This is a genomic window from Pasteurella pantherarum (genome assembly GCF_049670885.1).
Lineage (GTDB): Bacteria > Pseudomonadota > Gammaproteobacteria > Enterobacterales > Pasteurellaceae > Pasteurella.
Genome location: NZ_CP187173.1, coordinates 1,602,174 through 1,616,873 on the forward strand (window position 1 = coordinate 1,602,174; position 14,700 = coordinate 1,616,873).

Genomic DNA, 14,700 nt, shown 5'->3' on the forward strand with positions numbered 1-14,700 from the left:
ATGTTTTCTATAAAAGGGCACAATTTGTGCCCTTACTCGCTAAATAAAACAAAAAGAAAGAGAAGATTATGCAATACATCAACATCGCCAATGAGGGGGTGAAAACACTCCTCCCTTATCAAGCGGGAAAACCCGTAGAAGAACTCGAACGTGAATTAGGCATTGAGAATATTATTAAACTTGCCTCAAATGAAAATCCATTTGGCTTGCCAGACAGTGCAAAACAAGCCATCCAAGCAGAATTGGATAATTTAACCCGTTACCCTGACAGCAACGGTTTTTATTTCAAACAAGCAGTAGCAAAAAAATTCCACTTAAATGCGGCTCAAATCACTCTGGGTAACGGTTCCAATGATTTATTAGAACTGATCGCCCACACTTTTGCCAGTGAGCAAGATGAGATTATCTTCTCCCAATATGCCTTTATTGTGTACCCGCTTGTGACACAAGCCATTAATGCGAAAAAAGTGGAAATTCCCGCCAAAAATTACGGTGCTGATTTAGAAGCATTTTTAAAGGCAATCACCCACAAAACGAAATTAATCTATCTCGCCAATCCGAATAATCCGACTGGCACATTTTTAAGTGAAGCTGAAATTTCCGCCTTTTTACAGCAAGTGCCTGAACAAGTCATCGTGGTGTTGGACGAGGCATATACTGAATTTACCTTGCCAGAAGAGCGTGTCGATTCTTTTGCCTTACTGAAAAAACACCCCAATTTAGTCATTTGCCGCACCCTTTCCAAAGCCTACGGGTTAGCAGGTTTACGCATTGGCTATGCGGTCTCATCGGAAGAAATTGCGGATTTATTCAACCGTGTACGCCAACCATTTAACTGCAATAGCCTTGCATTGGCAGCGGCAACAGCGGTGATCAATGATGATGTCTTTATTGCGAAAGTGGCAGAAAATAACCGTGTTGGATTAGCCCTATTAGAACATTTCTTTAACGAAAAAGGCTTAAGCTACATTCCTTCAAAAGGCAATTTCGTGATGTTAGATCTGAAGCAACCCGCACTGCCGATTTATCAAGCGTTATTACAAAAAGGGGTGATTGTGCGACCTATTGCAGGCTATGGTTTGCCAAACCATTTACGCATTAGCATTGGCTTACCAGAAGAAAACCAACGTTTTATTGATGCATTAGCAGATATTTTACATAGTTAACCGCACTTTTGCTTATTCGGTACAATCAAGGAACTCGCAGTTTATGCAACAAGCAACCTCTATTACCTTAACCCCCATTCATCGCATTCAAGGGGAAATTCGTCTACCTGGCTCAAAAAGTTTATCAAACCGTGCCTTACTGTTAGCCGCACTGGCAAAGGGGAAAACGACCCTCACCAACTTGTTAGACAGTGATGATGTTCGCCATATGCTCAATGCATTAAAGCAGTTAGGGGTGAATTATCAGCTGTCTGAAGATAAATCCGTCTGTGAAATTGAAGGTCGAGGACAAGCCTTTGACTGGCAAGATGGCTTAGCCTTATTTTTAGGCAATGCGGGCACAGCCATGCGACCACTCACTGCCGCTTTGTGTTTAGCACAGCCTAATTCTTCGGAACAACCTGAAATTATTCTCACGGGTGAACCTCGCATGAAAGAACGCCCGATCCAGCATTTAGTGGATGCTTTACGACAAGCAGGTGCAGAGATTCATTATTTAGAACAAGAAGGCTACCCGCCTCTTGTGATTCGTCGTACAGGTTTACAAGGCGGACAAGTCAAAATTGATGGTTCAGTATCTTCCCAATTTTTGACCGCACTTTTAATGGCAGCCCCCATGGCTCATGCCGATACAGAAATTGAAATTATCGGCGATTTGGTGTCCAAACCTTATATTGATATTACCTTGAATATGATGAAAACCTTTGGTGTTGAGGTAGAAAACCATCATTACCAACGCTTTTTGGTGAAAGGAAATCAGCAATATCAATCACCGAATACTTTCTTAGTGGAAGGTGATGCGTCCTCTGCTTCTTATTTCTTAGCGGCTGCCGCAATTAAAGGCAAAGTGAAAGTGGTCGGCGTGGGGAAAAATAGCATTCAAGGTGATCGCCTCTTTGCCGATGTGTTAGAAAAAATGGGGGCAAAAATCACATGGGGAAGCGATTTTATTGAAGTTGAACAAGGGGAATTAAAAGGGGTTGATATGGATATGAATCACATTCCTGATGCCGCCATGACCATTGCCACCACTGCACTGTTTGCCCAAGGGGAAAGCGTCATTCGCAATATTTATAACTGGCGAGTGAAAGAAACAGATCGTCTCAGTGCCATGGCAACCGAGCTACGCAAAGTGGGTGCCGAAGTGGAAGAAGGGAAAGATTTTATCCGCATTCAACCTTTAGCCTTAGAGAAATTCCAGCATGCGGAAATTGAAACCTATAATGATCATCGTATGGCAATGTGTTTTTCCTTAGTGGCGTTATCCAATACCGCAGTCACCATTTTAGATCCCAATTGCACCGCCAAAACCTTCCCAACGTTCTTTGAGGAATTTTTACGTTTGGCACAGCATGAATAACCCACTTCAATAAAAAAGTGCGGTGTAAAACCAAAAAGTTTTCACCGCACATTCTCTTTTCCACCGCAGTTTAACTAAGAATGCTCATCAAAAATCCCTAAGCTTTCCCACATATCATCCACTTTTTTCACCACTTCAGGATCTTTGGTAATCGGCACCCCCCATTCACGTTGGGTTTCTCCCGCCCATTTATTAGTAGCATCAATCCCCATTTTCGAGCCTAACCCAGCCACAGGTGAAGCAAAATCCAGATAATCAATCGGCGTATTTTCCACTAACGTTAAATCCCGTGCGGGATCACATCTTGTCGTGATCGCCCAAATTACATCTTTCCAATCTCGGGCATTCACATCCTCATCACAGACAATCACAAATTTAGTGTACATAAACTGACGCAAGAAAGACCACACGCCCATCATCACCCGTTTCGCATGCCCTGCATATTGTTTCTTAATCGTCACCACCGCTAAACGGTAGGAACAGCCTTCAGGCGGTAAGTAAAAATCCACAATTTCGGGAAATTGTTTTTGCAAAATGGGAATAAACACCTCATTTAACGCTTCACCTAAAACAGCAGGTTCATCAGGTGGACGCCCTGTATAAGTTGAATGATAAATCGGATCTTTACGCATAGTAATATGTGTAACGGTAAACACAGGGAAATATTCTTGTTCATTGTAATAACCTGTGTGATCCCCATAAGGCCCTTCCAACGCCGTTTCATTCGGATCAATATAGCCTTCTAACACAATTTCAGCACTTGCAGGCACTTCCAACGTATTACTCACCGATTTCACCACCGCCGTTTTTGTCCCACGTAACAAGCCCGCAAAGGCATATTCCGACAAAGTATCTGGCACAGGCGTTACCGCCCCTAAAATCGTCGCAGGATCTGCCCCCAATGCCACAGATACAGGGAACGGTTCACCTGGATGGGTTTCCTTCCATTCTTGAAAATCTAATGCTCCACCACGGTGCGATAACCAACGCATAATCAATTTATTTTTGGCAATTAATTGTTGACGATAAATGCCCAAATTTTGACGTTTTTTCAACGGTCCTTTAGTAATGGTCAACCCCCATGTCACCAAAGGTGCTACATCATCTTTCCAACATTGCATAATCGGCAACTGATACAAATCCACCTCATCGCCTTTTAGCACCACTTGCTGGCAATCTGCTTTCCCCAAAATTTTTGTGGGCATATTCAACACTTGTTTAAACTGCGGCAAACTTGAAAGAAAATCTTTAAAGCCTTTCGGTGGCTCTGGCTCTTTTAAAAATGCCAAAAGTTTCCCCACATCACGCAAAGCGGCGACATCTTCTTGCCCCATTCCCATCGCAACCCGTTTCGGTGTGCCAAATAAATTACACAAAACAGGAACAGTAAATCCTTTTGGGTTTTCAAATAACAACGCAGGTCCACCTGCTCTTAAGGTGCGATCCGCAATTTCTGTCATCTCCAAATAGGGATCCACTTCTTGTTTTATGCGTTTAAGTTCACCACGCTGTTCCAATAGCGTTAAAAAATCCCGCAAATCTTTATATTTCATTGTCAGCACCCTTTTTCTAAACATTTTGTCATGTGTTATTAAACCGAAACCATGTTATAGACAACATGACTGATTGCAAGCAATTTTGCTATCTCCATGAAGATTCTGTAAAATGGAACGCAGTCTTTTTTATGGAAAAAACACGATTATGGCAAAGAAAAAAGCAAAAGTGGGATCTAATACCATTGCATTAAACAAACGAGCAAGACACGACTATTTTATTGAAGAAGAAATTGAAGCGGGGCTTTCTCTGCAAGGCTGGGAAGTGAAATCCATGCGAGCAGGTAAAGCGAACATTAGCGATAGCTATATTATTTTTAAACAAGGCGAAGCCTATTTATTCGGTGCCACTATTCAGCCCCTTAGTGTTGCTTCAACACATATCGTCTGCGATCCGACTCGCACCCGAAAATTATTGTTAAATCAAAAAGAATTAGCCTCTTTATTTGGTAAAGCCAATCGTGACAGTTATACCATCGTCGCCCTGTCACTCTATTGGAAAAATGCATGGGCAAAAGTCAAAATTGGCTTAGCCAAAGGGAAAAAACAACATGATAAACGTGAAGACATCAAAGAACGAGAATGGAAAGTCACCAAAGATCGCATCATGAAAAATGCACGAATTGGTTAAATAAAAAAGCCCTTGATAACATCATCAAGGGCTTTTTTTGGTATAAATCCTAATAAAAATTAGCGACGTAAACCTAAACGAGCGATAGTTGAAGTGTAAAGCTCAAGATTAGTACGTTTTAAGTAATCTAAAAGTTTACGACGACGAGAAACCATACGCAATAAACCACGACGACCGTGGTGATCTTTTTTGTGTGTTGCAAAGTGAGATTGTAAGTGGTTGATTTGTGCAGTTAATAATGCGATTTGCACTTCTGAAGAACCTGTATCTTTTGCATCACGACCAAATTCAGCAACGATTGCTGCTTTTTTTTCTGTACTTAGAGACATTTGATAACTCCTAAAAGTTAAGTTTAAAATACATCGATAGCCGATCTCTAATCCAGCTACGACAAAGGAATGTGAATTTTAGCATTGATTGACAGAAAAGCAATAAATCTTTGCGAAAAAGCACCGCACTTTTCAAGGAAAAAGCCTGCATTCGCAGGCTCTTAAGATTAGAAAGTGACTTCAGCACTTAATTTATAATTGCGACCAGGTGAGTAAAAACGGTTAATACCGGCACCTGTTGTCTGATTAATTAAGTTACTTGTACCAAATGCTTTAATGGAACGAGCAGATTCCCAAGTCAAGTATTTACGATCTGTTAAATTATAAACACCGAACTGTAAGGTCACATTTTTAATTGGTTTAATATAACCAACTGCATCAACCAAGGTATAATCATCACTTCTCCAACGGACAGCACTGTCTTTATATCCTTGCTCTTTGTAGAACATGTTGTAAGTATCTTTTGCTTTTTTAGCACTTACATGTGTGACATATAAATCCGCCCCAAATTTATGGTCTTTATGATCATAGCCTAAACCAAACACAGAAACCTTTGGTTGAATCGCATTCATTGGGCGATTTCCATCCAAACGACCACGTTGATAAGTAAATTTATAACTTGTGTTAAATCCATCTAACACATTCCAGAAATAGCCTAAATTCAAACGAGTATTCATTTCAATACCCTTAACTTTGGCATTATCAACATTAACATTTTGGTAAACTTGGAAATCTCGTGCTTGTGATTTTCCGCCCACAGAGTTCGATAAATTTCTAGACCCTAAATACGCTAAATCAATAAAATTGCGATATTTTGTTTGGAAAACACTTGCACTCACAAAGCCCCAATTATCATGAAATGTTAAGGCAATCTCTTGATTTTTCGCTTCCTCTGGTTTCAAAACAGGGTTAGGTAAAATCGTAAAGTCTGGATGCTTAAAGGTAAAATAAAGCTCATCCGACGTCGGTGCTCTAAACCCTTTTGAATATTTTACTTGTAACCGTAAAAAATCAACGGGATCAAAGGTTGCCCCAACGGAGTAAGAATGTTTTTTAAAGCGTTTTTCTTGTGCAATATAAGCAATATTTTCTTCTGCATTCTTACGAATTTGTTCTGGTTTTAGTGGTTTTGTAAATACTCTCGTACCTACCGTAACTTTTTCCCCTTCAGGTAATGGAATAAAGATACCTTTCACCATATCATCCGCAATTTTAGGGGTTACACCAGGGATATATTCTGGTTCATATTTAATATCATCATAACGGTAACCTAAATCGAAATTTAACATGTCATGTACTTTGATATTATCCGCAAAATAGAGTGATTTTGTTGTGGCTTCTACTGGAATTAAAAACGATGTAGGCTCTTCGTGTCTTGGACAAAGGAATCCATTATAACCCGATACAGTTTGACATGTATTTTCTTTATCGGTAATACTACTGATTCCTAGTGTTCGTTTAGCCCACCATGTAGGATTGCTTCCAGTATAACCTGCATAATTAACCATGTTTTTTTCTGTTTTACTGTAAACACCACCATAGTTAAGATTGTTTTCCATCTCAAATAAAGCAAAATTTTTACTTAAATCCAAGTTGATTTGTTTAGTATTAGTATTTAAGTCTCTCTTCTTATAGTCAAAAGGTCTATAGCCTTGAGAATTTGGAAGAATGATATAATGCTTCGCAGAGGGTTCCGTTTTATCTTTATAAGAGCCAAACTTCTTACCTTGTATTGTGGTTATTTCTAAATCAACCATTTTTTTAATTGCTTTTCCATCAGTAGAATCGCTATTTTCTTTATAAACTTCTACTGGTTTATCGCAATTAAACACTTCACAGTCAAACCAAAAATTAGATCCACCAATTTGTGTTAAATCAAAGGCTGTTCTATCTTTTTCTTTGCCATCCTTACCAAGGACTTGTGGCACTTGATATTTCTTTTTAATAAGTTCAAGTTCTTCATCATTTTGAGCCAAGATTTTCCCATCTTTCATGTGTAGCCCAAGAGGATTCTTATATGTGTCGCATTTTTCATTGCCATCGCAATAATCTTCTGTTCTTGCTCTTGTTGTGATCTTTTGTTGTGAATAACTTAATTTTAATGTGTCCCAAAATGGCGTAACAGTATAATTCTCATAAGTAAAAGACACATTTTTACGCTTTGTCAAATCATTCGCATGACGAGATTCCTTTTCATCTAACTTAATATATGTCGTTGCAACGAGATTATATGAAAGGTCATGTCCACGAGAATGTTGAGTATAGGTATCAGAAGTAACGGTAAAACGGTGATTTTCTGTTGGAGAAAAAGAGAATTTCACTAATGTACTTTCTTTAGTAATAGAATATGGATCCGCTTTTTCTCTTTCTTTACCCTGAATATCTGCCCCTGTTTTATAATCATAATTTTTTAATTGATTACCACGACGATCAGTATGCATAAATAACGCATCAAACCATTTATAACGCCCTGCGGCAGTAAATGTATTGAGTTTTTGATTATCAGCCGAGTTATAACCTGTTTTATAACCCACATAAGTGTCTTTCTCGGTTAAAAAATCACGAGCATCTTTGGTTTCAAAAAGCACCGCCCCACCTAAAGAGCCACTTCCGACTTTTACTGAATCAGCACCTTTTGCAATTTTCGCCACTTTTAATGTTTCAATTTCTACACTATTTCTCGTATTATTGAAATTGCCGTAGCCTTCAAATAATTCTTTAAATCCTTGAGAAGAAAGGGTTTCTGCTTGGTGAAGCCCATCTACCGTAATCGCTACACGGTTTTCATCCACACCACGAATAGCATAACCACTTGAACCAAAACGACCTGCTTCTACCACAGAAACACCAGTTTCATAACGAACAAGATCACGACTGTCTTGGACTTGCTGACGTTTTAGTTGGCTTGACGTTTTTACAGTTTCGCCCACTTTTTTCTCTTTCACACTGATGTCATCTTGTTGTGAAGTCACTGTGATAGTGTCGAGTGCTTCTGTATTTTGGTTATCAGCGAATGTTGCACCGCAGTAGCCTAATAATGCCAATGTAATGGCAGAAAGTTTCATGGTTCGAGTGGTCATACTCATATTTTTTATCCTTACATAAATACCCTAAAATAAATACCCCAAAAGTTGAAGACGGATTACTCTTCGTGTCCTTCAACAAGATGAACAAAACTCACCAAATCATCACTACTTACTTGGAAAGCTTGTCCGAATCCTTTTACAAATAAACCTTGCTCTGGCTTAAAGCTAAATAAATGGAAATCTTTTAATTTCGATAATTCATCCATTAACGCACCATGTCTGGCTTTTAATGCTTCAATGCCTGATGCCCATTCTTCACTTTCCCGTTCTACAATACGAGAAGAGGCATCAAAAGAAAGGCGACGACGAGCAAAAATTTGACGACTTTTGCTTTCGTCTTCAATTAACATTAAAGAAACTTTCGGAACTTCTTGTAAATTCCGTGCATGGCGAGCAATGGTTGAGATAAAGACTTGATATTCACCATTATTAATGGCAAAGGGGGCATAGCTCACATTAGGATTGCCATCTTCCCCAACAGTGGCGAGCATAATGGTTTTGCAATTGGCTTTTAATTCTTGAATTTCTGGTCCTAGTCGATTTTGTAACACTTCTTGACGATTTGTAGTCATTACTTCTTTACCTTCTAAATAAATGCTTTAAATTTTTGAACTTGTTCTGGGAATAATTGACGTGCCTCATCTCTGCCTAAATACACTTTAAAAATGGTGTGTCCGTTATTGGCGATAAAGGCGATGTTGTAGCTTTCTTTGCCACGGAAAGGTAAGCTCACAAAAGCAATTTTACTGATGTTATCGAGCTTAAGGTGTCCATGTAAGGCACCCTCTTCTCCTTTCATATTTAAATTATAATACCCACGTCCCACTATCCCTGTTGGGAAACGATCTTTAATTTCAAAGATTGAACCTTCTTTTTCAATAATGGTGGTAAAAATCCCCCAACGACTAATTTCTGCAAGGATTTCTTCGGCTCTTTCACCAGAAAACACTCGAACGAATTCTTCTGGTAAAGCACATAAAATCTCACCTTCAGGCTTTTTAAAATGTGCTGCCATATCTAAGGTGATCGCGGATGGATTTTGTGCAATGTAATCTGCAATTTGTGCTTTTAACATAGTTAATTTTATCCCTACAAATTAAATGGTTTAACTTTGTCATTATCAATATTGATAATAGTTTTTAATTATATTTGCAATTTGTTTTTTTTTCAAAAGAATCCTGATGTTTCGTTGCAATTATTTTGACTTCGTAAAATTCCTTGCAACCTGCACAATGTGGGGTTTGCTATCTTTGTTTAAGGAAGCAAAGAGAAAGCCTTTGAGGTGGTGTTATCTCAAGTAAGTGATGAAAATAAAGGCAATTAAAGTTTGGAATGTATATTTTTACTTGTAATCTTTCTTTGAACAGGTAAAATACGAACCACTTTAATGCGGTTTATCCATGCTTGCCTGGGTGGCGAAATTGGTAGACGCAGTTGATTCAAAATCAACCGCCTTAGGGTGTGCCGGTTCGAGTCCGGCCCTAGGCACCATCGATAAGTTGCATTAAGCACAAAAGCCGACTTTTGTCGGCTTTTTCTTTATCTTTAATATTTAAAAATCAATAAGTTACAAACTACATTAAGCACTTCAACAAATTTGTTTTTAATCCAATCAAATGCCCCCGTCTCCATAACAGCCATTTGAAAATTAATCCAATGGTCTTCTAATTTAGACCAAATTCCCATTAGACTGCGAGCCTGTTTTTCCATTGCTCCTGCATATTTATCATTGAAAATTTTTGTCAGGGTTTGTTCAATTTGTTGTCTATTGCGTTTATCTACTTTGGCTAGTTGCTGTTTACCATATTTATCCGTGTATTCATATTCAATGATATTCGTGCCTTTCACGGCTCGCCCTTTTACGCCAAATTCTTTTAAGCGTTCATTTTCGCCAGTGATAGCATCAGCAATGGCTTCGACAGCTTGCATAACGGGTTTTCCCATCGCCGCCCCTGTATCCCCTAGGGTTTTTAATAGTCCATGAGTAGGATTTAAGCCATAGGCACGTAATTTTACAAACGCCTCCATGGCTTCATCTAAATTACTGGGTGTGTCCACAGCAAATTGTTTTACCCATTCAAGGCTTTGTTTTGCTTTTTCTGCACTCCCTTCTGTCACTTCTAAAATTGATTGAAACTTTTCAAATTGCCCTGCTGTTTTAACCATGCCAACAACACCATAGCCAATTTTTGAGGCTTGATTTAAAAGTGTTTTTCCTGCCATATTGGCACCGATGCCCATATTGACAAAAGATTGCCCTTTTGAGAAAGAGCTTGAAATATTTTTATTGATATGGCGAGCAAGATCTGTCACTCGGCTGATTTTTTCTAGCCACTTTTTCTGTCTGGATAAGGCTTGATTCGCACCTTCTATATGTGTTTTTAACGCCTGTTGGCTTTGTGAAAAATGCGTAGTTTTAAAGCCTGCTTGCTGTAACTTTCCTTGTAATCTTTTTAGTTCAGAAACACTTTGCTGATATTTCCCATTGATTCTGGTGAGATTTTCTTTTTCGTTATCCAACGAATGATTAAAGCTTTTATTGGCTTTAAGTAATTCTTCTTGTTCATTTCGATAACCTTTTAGGCTCTCTCTTGCACTTTTTAATTCTGCATTCATTTTGGCAATAGCATCTTTCGCAAGCCCTTTTTCAATGGGATTGTAATTTGTTTTATAAATCATTTTTAATGCAGCAAGTTCCGATTTATACTTTTCTACTTTCTTTGATGCATTCTCCAATTTGCCTAAATTGGATTTCATTCTCTCTTCATTATGTGCTAAGGCTTTTTGAAGCTGTTCCGTGTTTGCTTTTGCCGTGCCTAATGCCTTGGCAAATTCATTGGCTGATTTTTTCGCTTCTGCAAATTTTTCCGCATGGACTTTCACTTTATTAAAATGATTAAGTCGTTCTTGCATTTGATTAACCTGTTTTGCGAGCGTTTTGGCACCTTGTGTCATGGTTTTGAAAGGTCTCGTTGCTTGATCTACGGCATTAAGTAAAACGGTTAATTGTAAATTTTTCATTCTGTACTCACTTTTTATTGACTAACATAATCATCTGATTTAATAATGAAATAACATACGGAAAGGAGGCAAAGATGAAACAAAAAATCAAATCAAACACAGACAATCCCATGTTAAGTTTGCTGTTTTATGTCGCCATACTGGCGGGCATGGCAAGTTTTTTTGTGGCACCTTATCTCTTTTGTTATTACTATTTAAAAATGAGTGCCACACTCACGGGGATTGTCGGCTCTGTGCTGTTGTATTTAATGTTTGTGATACTTTATGCCTTGTTTGGTTCATCTTCTTGCAATCATTGCTCGGGAGCTGGTTATGAATGTATGAATCAAGATCAGCACCATTAATTACATTCTTAATTACATGCCTAGCTGTTCAATAACCAATCGTTCAATCATATCAATATCCTGTTCAGTAAAGCCCAACAGTTCCCGTTGGGCATATTCTACTTTGTAATTTTGCTTCCGATGCACTCGACTGACTAAGCCAAATTGATGCACACTCGCAAGATAGGCAGTGTTGCCCGTAAAGCCGATACTGACTTGATTTGCATTTGCTTTCACTTTCAAAAATCTGGCTGTTTTTAACTTTGCAAACATGGCTTTGCGTTTGATTCTGCCCTTTTTGTTGCGAAAGCTTTTTTGTGGTTTTCTTGGTGCAAATGCTGTGCCGTCTGGGTTTTGTTGTGCTGTGATTCTGTTGCGTTGACTTTGCACGAGATTCTGCCCGATTTTGCGGGCAAGCTCTCTTTTTGCTGTTGGTGAAAGATTGTTTAAAAGTGCGGTGAGTTTTGAGTTAAATTCTTCAATTGTCGCCATAGATTTTTCCATGTTCAAAAATCACGTTGTTTTCAAAAATGACTTTTAAATCTTCTGCAGTCAGTTCGCTTTCGTTCCAGGTCGGCTCTGCAGCATACTTCAAATCAATTTCGCCTTTTACACTGTTTTTTTGCACAACTCTTTCTGTGAGTTTGATTTCGAGCGATAGATCTAGCGTGTTGTTGTTATTAAAATCCGTGATGAATTTAAACGCCCCTTCTCTACGCTGTGGGTTTTCGAAGATTTCAGGCTGATTCACTTTCAAATATGCAAGCACTGGCACGATGATTTTCGCAATATCTTCTGCATAATCTGTGATGATGACATTGAGCGTGTATTGATATTCAAAACTCAATGAGTTCGCACCTGTGCTGATGATTTGCCCTTGGTCAATAAACACTTGCAACGAATCAGGATTACTCTTAAAAACTGGGTTTGATTGCTCAATCACATTTCTGATTTGATTCGGCTTTTTCATCGTCTATACACTCGCTGTTTTTTCTCGAAAATTGTCTGACAACTGACACAACGACACACGCCGATAATGGTCAGTCTGCGTTGTTCGGGTATTTTTTCGCCGCAATCTTCACAGAAAAACGCACTGGCACGGGTTGATGTCGTGCGATTTTTTAATGCCACGTCTCTGTGCATTTGTTCAAGTTCTTGTGCTTTGTCAAATCTATCTGTCATCGTTTCACTTCTCTTTTATTAAAATCATCAATGCAGTTTTTTAATGCGTTGTTCTCTAACAAGCAGAATTGCAACATATTGTGCGTTTTTAGCAGTGCTTGGGCTAAGTCTTTGTTCGTGTGAATATGCAAACTCACATCACCGCACGTTGCTGTTTGTGGGCAAAGAATTGGCGGGCTGATTGGCTTTGTTGAGCAAGCGTTTAATGTCATCAGGCACAGGCTGATTACTCCAGTTTTGATTGTTTTCAATAGCATTGTTTAACTCTCTTTCTGTGTGTTCGTTTGCTTGTTGCAGTGTCCGCACTTCGTTAAAAAGTGCGGTCTGTTTTTGCGAAAATTCATCAATCTTTTGATTGAGTGCGATGTAGTTCGCTTGCCACATTTCCGTTTTCAACTGCTCTGTTTTGGCTTTTGCGTAGAAGTGAAAAGCCAGTGTTGACGTGGTGACAATCGCAAAAAGCAGTGCGAGAAATACACCGCCTAGAATTAATTTGAATTTAAGATTTAAGGCGTTAAACATAGTTCACGTTCCTTTTCTCTGCGAATTTCTAAGCCTTTTAACTTCACGCCCCCCGCATAGATCCACCGTTTAAATTGTTCGCACATTTGCGGTGTGTAGCCTTGTTTTGCCATTCTGAATAGCGTTGATTTCTGCATTTTTCCGCACCCCACGTTAAACGTGATTGATGTGAGTGATTCAAATGCACCAAGCGGTAGCTGTTTGCCGTTTGCGTGCGTGTTTACACATTTTTCTGCTTGTTTTACGCCCTCTTTGAATAAGTAAGCGATTTCTTCAAGGGTGTAGATTTTGTTTCGTTCGATTTTCTCGACCGCATCCGTTGTGCCAATGCCTACTGTTAAAACGTCGGCGGGGCATTGATAGGGTTTTGTGTAGCAACCTTCGGCATTGCCGATAATCTCAAGCCCTCGCTGGGTTGTTCTGATTTCATTGTCATAGTTCGACACCACAATCATAATGACGGCAAAAACACTGCACGCATATTTCACGTATTTATTAATCTTCATTCAGACTGACTCCCATTTTTTTCGCTTTCAGTTCGAGTTCTTTCATTTTGTAGTGTTTGTTCACAAAGAATGTACCGATTGCAAGAATAATGCCGACAATCGTCGCTAAAATACTGAATATGTTTGATACATCTTGCAGTGATAATCCAATCCCTGATAAGAAAGTGCTTAATGATGCAACGTATGAGCTTGCACCCGCTAAGTCGTTTTTAACCATGTTTTAATCCCAAAGTTTTAATGAATCTTTTTTAATAATTTGCTGTTGCTTACTCGGCAGAATCACGACTGTGCCAATGTCTAGCACGGCTTGATTGGCTAAGTGCGGATTGAGTAGCAATGCTTCTTCTAGCAAGCCGTTACTTGTTCCCATGTGTCGAAAAATCACGGCATCAAGCGTGTCGTTTTGTTCTGCGTAAACTTGCATATCAAATCAATTCCGTTGTGATACGTGGTCTGCCGATGATGTCATTAATTGCAAAACGGGCATCACGTCTGATTTGTTCGATGCTTTCTTGCAATAATTCCATTTTTTTCTCACCGTCATTTGTTGTGTCATAGCTTGCGTAGCGTTCGTATAAGTTCGCTTGTGCGAGACAATACACTGCACGCTTGTAGCGATAGACCAACACTGATTGATTACCCACGGTTAAACTTGGGATTTCTGCAAGCGTGGCGTGAGTTGCTGATTGCTTGAAGTGTTTTAATTCATCATTCACCGATGCGATTGCTTCGAATAACGCTTCTTTTAATCTGTCGATTGTAACTGTGCCATCTAGTCGTGATGCGTTTCTAAATTCAGAAATCACGATGTTCGGGAAAAACTCATCATTCTGGATGAATGCTTCATTTTGCTTGTCACGTTCGACTTGTTCCTGCACAGAACGCATATCGTAGTTTTGTGCGATTTTGATTGAGATTGTGCCGTCACTCATTGTTTTTCTCGTATAAAAAAAGCTGGGTGAGGATTGAAGAAGAAAGTGCGGTTAAAAAACCGTAAATTCTCTAATCCGCCCAGCTGGCG

18 protein-coding genes, 1 tRNA gene and 1 pseudogene are annotated in these 14,700 nt (G+C 39.1%); 5 read left to right on the forward strand and 15 right to left on the reverse strand.

Features of this window, described 5'->3' with window-relative positions:
• Nucleotides 1-68: 68 nt before the first annotated feature.
• Together hisC and aroA are read left to right on the forward strand one after the other, a co-directional pair.
• On the forward strand, nucleotides 69-1,166 hold the full coding sequence (gene hisC / locus ACPEEM_RS07490; protein ID WP_424406492.1) for a histidinol-phosphate transaminase: 1,098 nt from the start codon (nucleotides 69-71) through the stop codon (nucleotides 1,164-1,166).
• 43 nt (nucleotides 1,167-1,209) lie between these two features.
• Entirely contained in the window at nucleotides 1,210-2,526 is a 1,317-nt protein-coding gene (aroA, locus tag ACPEEM_RS07495; RefSeq protein WP_424401583.1) for a 3-phosphoshikimate 1-carboxyvinyltransferase, read from the forward strand.
• A gap of 74 nt (nucleotides 2,527-2,600) precedes the next feature.
• Here the strand turns inward: aroA and ubiD are convergent, their stop codons facing one another.
• Nucleotides 2,601-4,079, reverse strand: coding sequence for a 4-hydroxy-3-polyprenylbenzoate decarboxylase (gene ubiD, locus ACPEEM_RS07500; RefSeq protein WP_424401584.1), 1,479 nt, complete (start codon nucleotides 4,077-4,079; stop codon nucleotides 2,601-2,603).
• Nucleotides 4,080-4,227: 148 nt separating this feature from the next.
• Here ubiD and smpB point away from each other — a divergent pair, with 148 nt between their 5' ends.
• Nucleotides 4,228-4,710 (forward strand): SsrA-binding protein SmpB, encoded by a 483-nt coding sequence (gene smpB, locus ACPEEM_RS07505; protein ID WP_424401585.1) that lies wholly within the window; start codon nucleotides 4,228-4,230, stop codon nucleotides 4,708-4,710.
• Between the two features lie 59 nt (nucleotides 4,711-4,769).
• On the opposite strand, the gene rpsO is transcribed toward smpB, so the two are convergent.
• The 4 genes from rpsO to hutX form a co-directional block, all read right to left on the reverse strand.
• Nucleotides 4,770-5,039, reverse strand: coding sequence for a 30S ribosomal protein S15 (gene rpsO, locus ACPEEM_RS07510; protein WP_005721273.1), 270 nt, complete (start codon nucleotides 5,037-5,039; stop codon nucleotides 4,770-4,772).
• Nucleotides 5,040-5,206: 167 nt separating this feature from the next.
• Nucleotides 5,207-8,119, reverse strand: a complete 2,913-nt coding sequence (locus ACPEEM_RS07515) for a TonB-dependent hemoglobin/transferrin/lactoferrin family receptor (protein ID WP_424404073.1) — start codon at nucleotides 8,117-8,119, stop codon at nucleotides 5,207-5,209.
• 62 nt (nucleotides 8,120-8,181) lie between these two features.
• On the reverse strand, nucleotides 8,182-8,697 hold the full coding sequence (gene hutZ, locus ACPEEM_RS07520) for a heme utilization protein HutZ (protein ID WP_424401586.1): 516 nt from the start codon (nucleotides 8,695-8,697) through the stop codon (nucleotides 8,182-8,184).
• 14 nt (nucleotides 8,698-8,711) lie between these two features.
• Nucleotides 8,712-9,200: a heme utilization cystosolic carrier protein HutX gene (hutX, locus tag ACPEEM_RS07525; protein ID WP_424401587.1), complete on the reverse strand. Its 489-nt coding sequence runs from the start codon at nucleotides 9,198-9,200 to the stop codon at nucleotides 8,712-8,714.
• A gap of 331 nt (nucleotides 9,201-9,531) precedes the next feature.
• On the opposite strand from hutX, the gene ACPEEM_RS07530 reads away from it, so the two are divergent.
• Nucleotides 9,532-9,616 (forward strand) — tRNA-Leu (locus ACPEEM_RS07530).
• An 87-nt stretch (nucleotides 9,617-9,703) separates the two neighbouring features.
• Here the strand turns inward: ACPEEM_RS07530 and ACPEEM_RS07535 are convergent.
• A pseudogene (locus ACPEEM_RS07535) lies at nucleotides 9,704-10,309 on the reverse strand (tape measure protein); the annotation flags it as partial.
• A 911-nt stretch (nucleotides 10,310-11,220) separates the two neighbouring features.
• Here ACPEEM_RS07535 and ACPEEM_RS07540 point away from each other — a divergent pair.
• The gene (locus tag ACPEEM_RS07540; protein WP_424406494.1) at nucleotides 11,221-11,490 is read left to right on the forward strand and encodes a hypothetical protein; all 270 of its coding nucleotides are present in this window, start codon (nucleotides 11,221-11,223) and stop codon (nucleotides 11,488-11,490) included.
• Between the two features lie 12 nt (nucleotides 11,491-11,502).
• Here ACPEEM_RS07540 and ACPEEM_RS07545 read toward each other — a convergent pair whose 3' ends face one another.
• From ACPEEM_RS07545 to ACPEEM_RS07585, 9 genes are read right to left on the reverse strand one after another with little or no spacing between them, the layout of a single operon-like run.
• Nucleotides 11,503-11,961 carry a phage virion morphogenesis protein gene (locus tag ACPEEM_RS07545; RefSeq protein ID WP_424406496.1) on the reverse strand — a complete coding sequence of 153 codons (459 nt, stop codon included), beginning with the start codon at nucleotides 11,959-11,961 and terminating at the stop codon, nucleotides 11,503-11,505.
• A complete protein-coding gene (locus ACPEEM_RS07550; RefSeq protein WP_424406498.1) occupies nucleotides 11,948-12,439 on the reverse strand; it encodes a phage tail protein in 492 nt (163 codons plus the stop codon). Before ACPEEM_RS07550 ends, ACPEEM_RS07545 begins: the two co-directional genes overlap by 14 nt.
• On the reverse strand, nucleotides 12,436-12,651 hold the full coding sequence (locus ACPEEM_RS07555) for a TraR/DksA C4-type zinc finger protein (RefSeq protein WP_424406500.1): 216 nt from the start codon (nucleotides 12,649-12,651) through the stop codon (nucleotides 12,436-12,438). The genes ACPEEM_RS07550 and ACPEEM_RS07555 overlap by 4 nt, the downstream gene beginning before the upstream one ends.
• Complete coding sequence (lysC, locus tag ACPEEM_RS07560) at nucleotides 12,648-12,908, reverse strand: Rz1-like lysis system protein LysC (RefSeq protein WP_424406502.1); 261 nt, start codon at nucleotides 12,906-12,908, stop codon at nucleotides 12,648-12,650. The genes ACPEEM_RS07555 and lysC overlap by 4 nt, the downstream gene beginning before the upstream one ends.
• Nucleotides 12,790-13,173 (reverse strand): hypothetical protein, encoded by a 384-nt coding sequence (locus ACPEEM_RS07565; protein ID WP_424406504.1) that lies wholly within the window; start codon nucleotides 13,171-13,173, stop codon nucleotides 12,790-12,792. Before ACPEEM_RS07565 ends, lysC begins: the two co-directional genes overlap by 119 nt.
• Nucleotides 13,158-13,679, reverse strand: a complete 522-nt coding sequence (locus ACPEEM_RS07570) for a lysozyme (protein WP_424406506.1) — start codon at nucleotides 13,677-13,679, stop codon at nucleotides 13,158-13,160. The genes ACPEEM_RS07565 and ACPEEM_RS07570 overlap by 16 nt, the downstream gene beginning before the upstream one ends.
• A complete protein-coding gene (locus tag ACPEEM_RS07575; RefSeq protein ID WP_324637987.1) occupies nucleotides 13,669-13,896 on the reverse strand; it encodes an HP1 family phage holin in 228 nt (75 codons plus the stop codon). Before ACPEEM_RS07575 ends, ACPEEM_RS07570 begins: the two co-directional genes overlap by 11 nt.
• A 3-nt stretch (nucleotides 13,897-13,899) precedes the next feature.
• Nucleotides 13,900-14,103 carry a tail protein X gene (locus tag ACPEEM_RS07580; RefSeq protein ID WP_324637986.1) on the reverse strand — a complete coding sequence of 68 codons (204 nt, stop codon included), beginning with the start codon at nucleotides 14,101-14,103 and terminating at the stop codon, nucleotides 13,900-13,902.
• A 1-nt stretch (nucleotide 14,104) separates the two neighbouring features.
• Nucleotides 14,105-14,611, reverse strand: a complete 507-nt coding sequence (locus ACPEEM_RS07585) for a head completion/stabilization protein (RefSeq protein WP_410867771.1) — start codon at nucleotides 14,609-14,611, stop codon at nucleotides 14,105-14,107.
• Between the last annotated feature and the right edge of the window lie 89 nt (nucleotides 14,612-14,700).

Excerpts from the sequence above, each read along its gene's own strand:
- smpB (WP_424401585.1), top strand. The coding sequence starts at position 4,228 with ATGGCAAAGAAAAAAGCAAAAGTGGGATCTAATACCATTGCATTAAAC.
- ACPEEM_RS07550 (WP_424406498.1), bottom strand. The coding sequence starts at position 12,439 with ATGAAAAAGCCGAATCAAATCAGAAATGTGATTGAGCAATCAAACCCA.
- ACPEEM_RS07580 (WP_324637986.1), bottom strand. The coding sequence starts at position 14,103 with ATGCAAGTTTACGCAGAACAAAACGACACGCTTGATGCCGTGATTTTT.
- aroA (WP_424401583.1), top strand. The coding sequence starts at position 1,210 with ATGCAACAAGCAACCTCTATTACCTTAACCCCCATTCATCGCATTCAA.
- ACPEEM_RS07575 (WP_324637987.1), bottom strand. The coding sequence starts at position 13,896 with ATGGTTAAAAACGACTTAGCGGGTGCAAGCTCATACGTTGCATCATTA.
- ACPEEM_RS07565 (WP_424406504.1), bottom strand. The coding sequence starts at position 13,173 with ATGTTTAACGCCTTAAATCTTAAATTCAAATTAATTCTAGGCGGTGTA.
- lysC (WP_424406502.1), bottom strand. The coding sequence starts at position 12,908 with ATGCTATTGAAAACAATCAAAACTGGAGTAATCAGCCTGTGCCTGATG.
- ubiD (WP_424401584.1), bottom strand. The coding sequence starts at position 4,079 with ATGAAATATAAAGATTTGCGGGATTTTTTAACGCTATTGGAACAGCGT.
- ACPEEM_RS07515 (WP_424404073.1), bottom strand. The coding sequence starts at position 8,119 with ATGACCACTCGAACCATGAAACTTTCTGCCATTACATTGGCATTATTA.
- ACPEEM_RS07540 (WP_424406494.1), top strand. The coding sequence starts at position 11,221 with ATGAAACAAAAAATCAAATCAAACACAGACAATCCCATGTTAAGTTTG.
- hutZ (WP_424401586.1), bottom strand. The coding sequence starts at position 8,697 with ATGACTACAAATCGTCAAGAAGTGTTACAAAATCGACTAGGACCAGAA.
- hutX (WP_424401587.1), bottom strand. The coding sequence starts at position 9,200 with ATGTTAAAAGCACAAATTGCAGATTACATTGCACAAAATCCATCCGCG.
- ACPEEM_RS07555 (WP_424406500.1), bottom strand. The coding sequence starts at position 12,651 with ATGACAGATAGATTTGACAAAGCACAAGAACTTGAACAAATGCACAGA.
- ACPEEM_RS07545 (WP_424406496.1), bottom strand. The coding sequence starts at position 11,961 with ATGGCGACAATTGAAGAATTTAACTCAAAACTCACCGCACTTTTAAAC.
- ACPEEM_RS07585 (WP_410867771.1), bottom strand. The coding sequence starts at position 14,611 with ATGAGTGACGGCACAATCTCAATCAAAATCGCACAAAACTACGATATG.
- rpsO (WP_005721273.1), bottom strand. The coding sequence starts at position 5,039 with ATGTCTCTAAGTACAGAAAAAAAAGCAGCAATCGTTGCTGAATTTGGT.
- hisC (WP_424406492.1), top strand. The coding sequence starts at position 69 with ATGCAATACATCAACATCGCCAATGAGGGGGTGAAAACACTCCTCCCT.
- ACPEEM_RS07570 (WP_424406506.1), bottom strand. The coding sequence starts at position 13,679 with ATGAAGATTAATAAATACGTGAAATATGCGTGCAGTGTTTTTGCCGTC.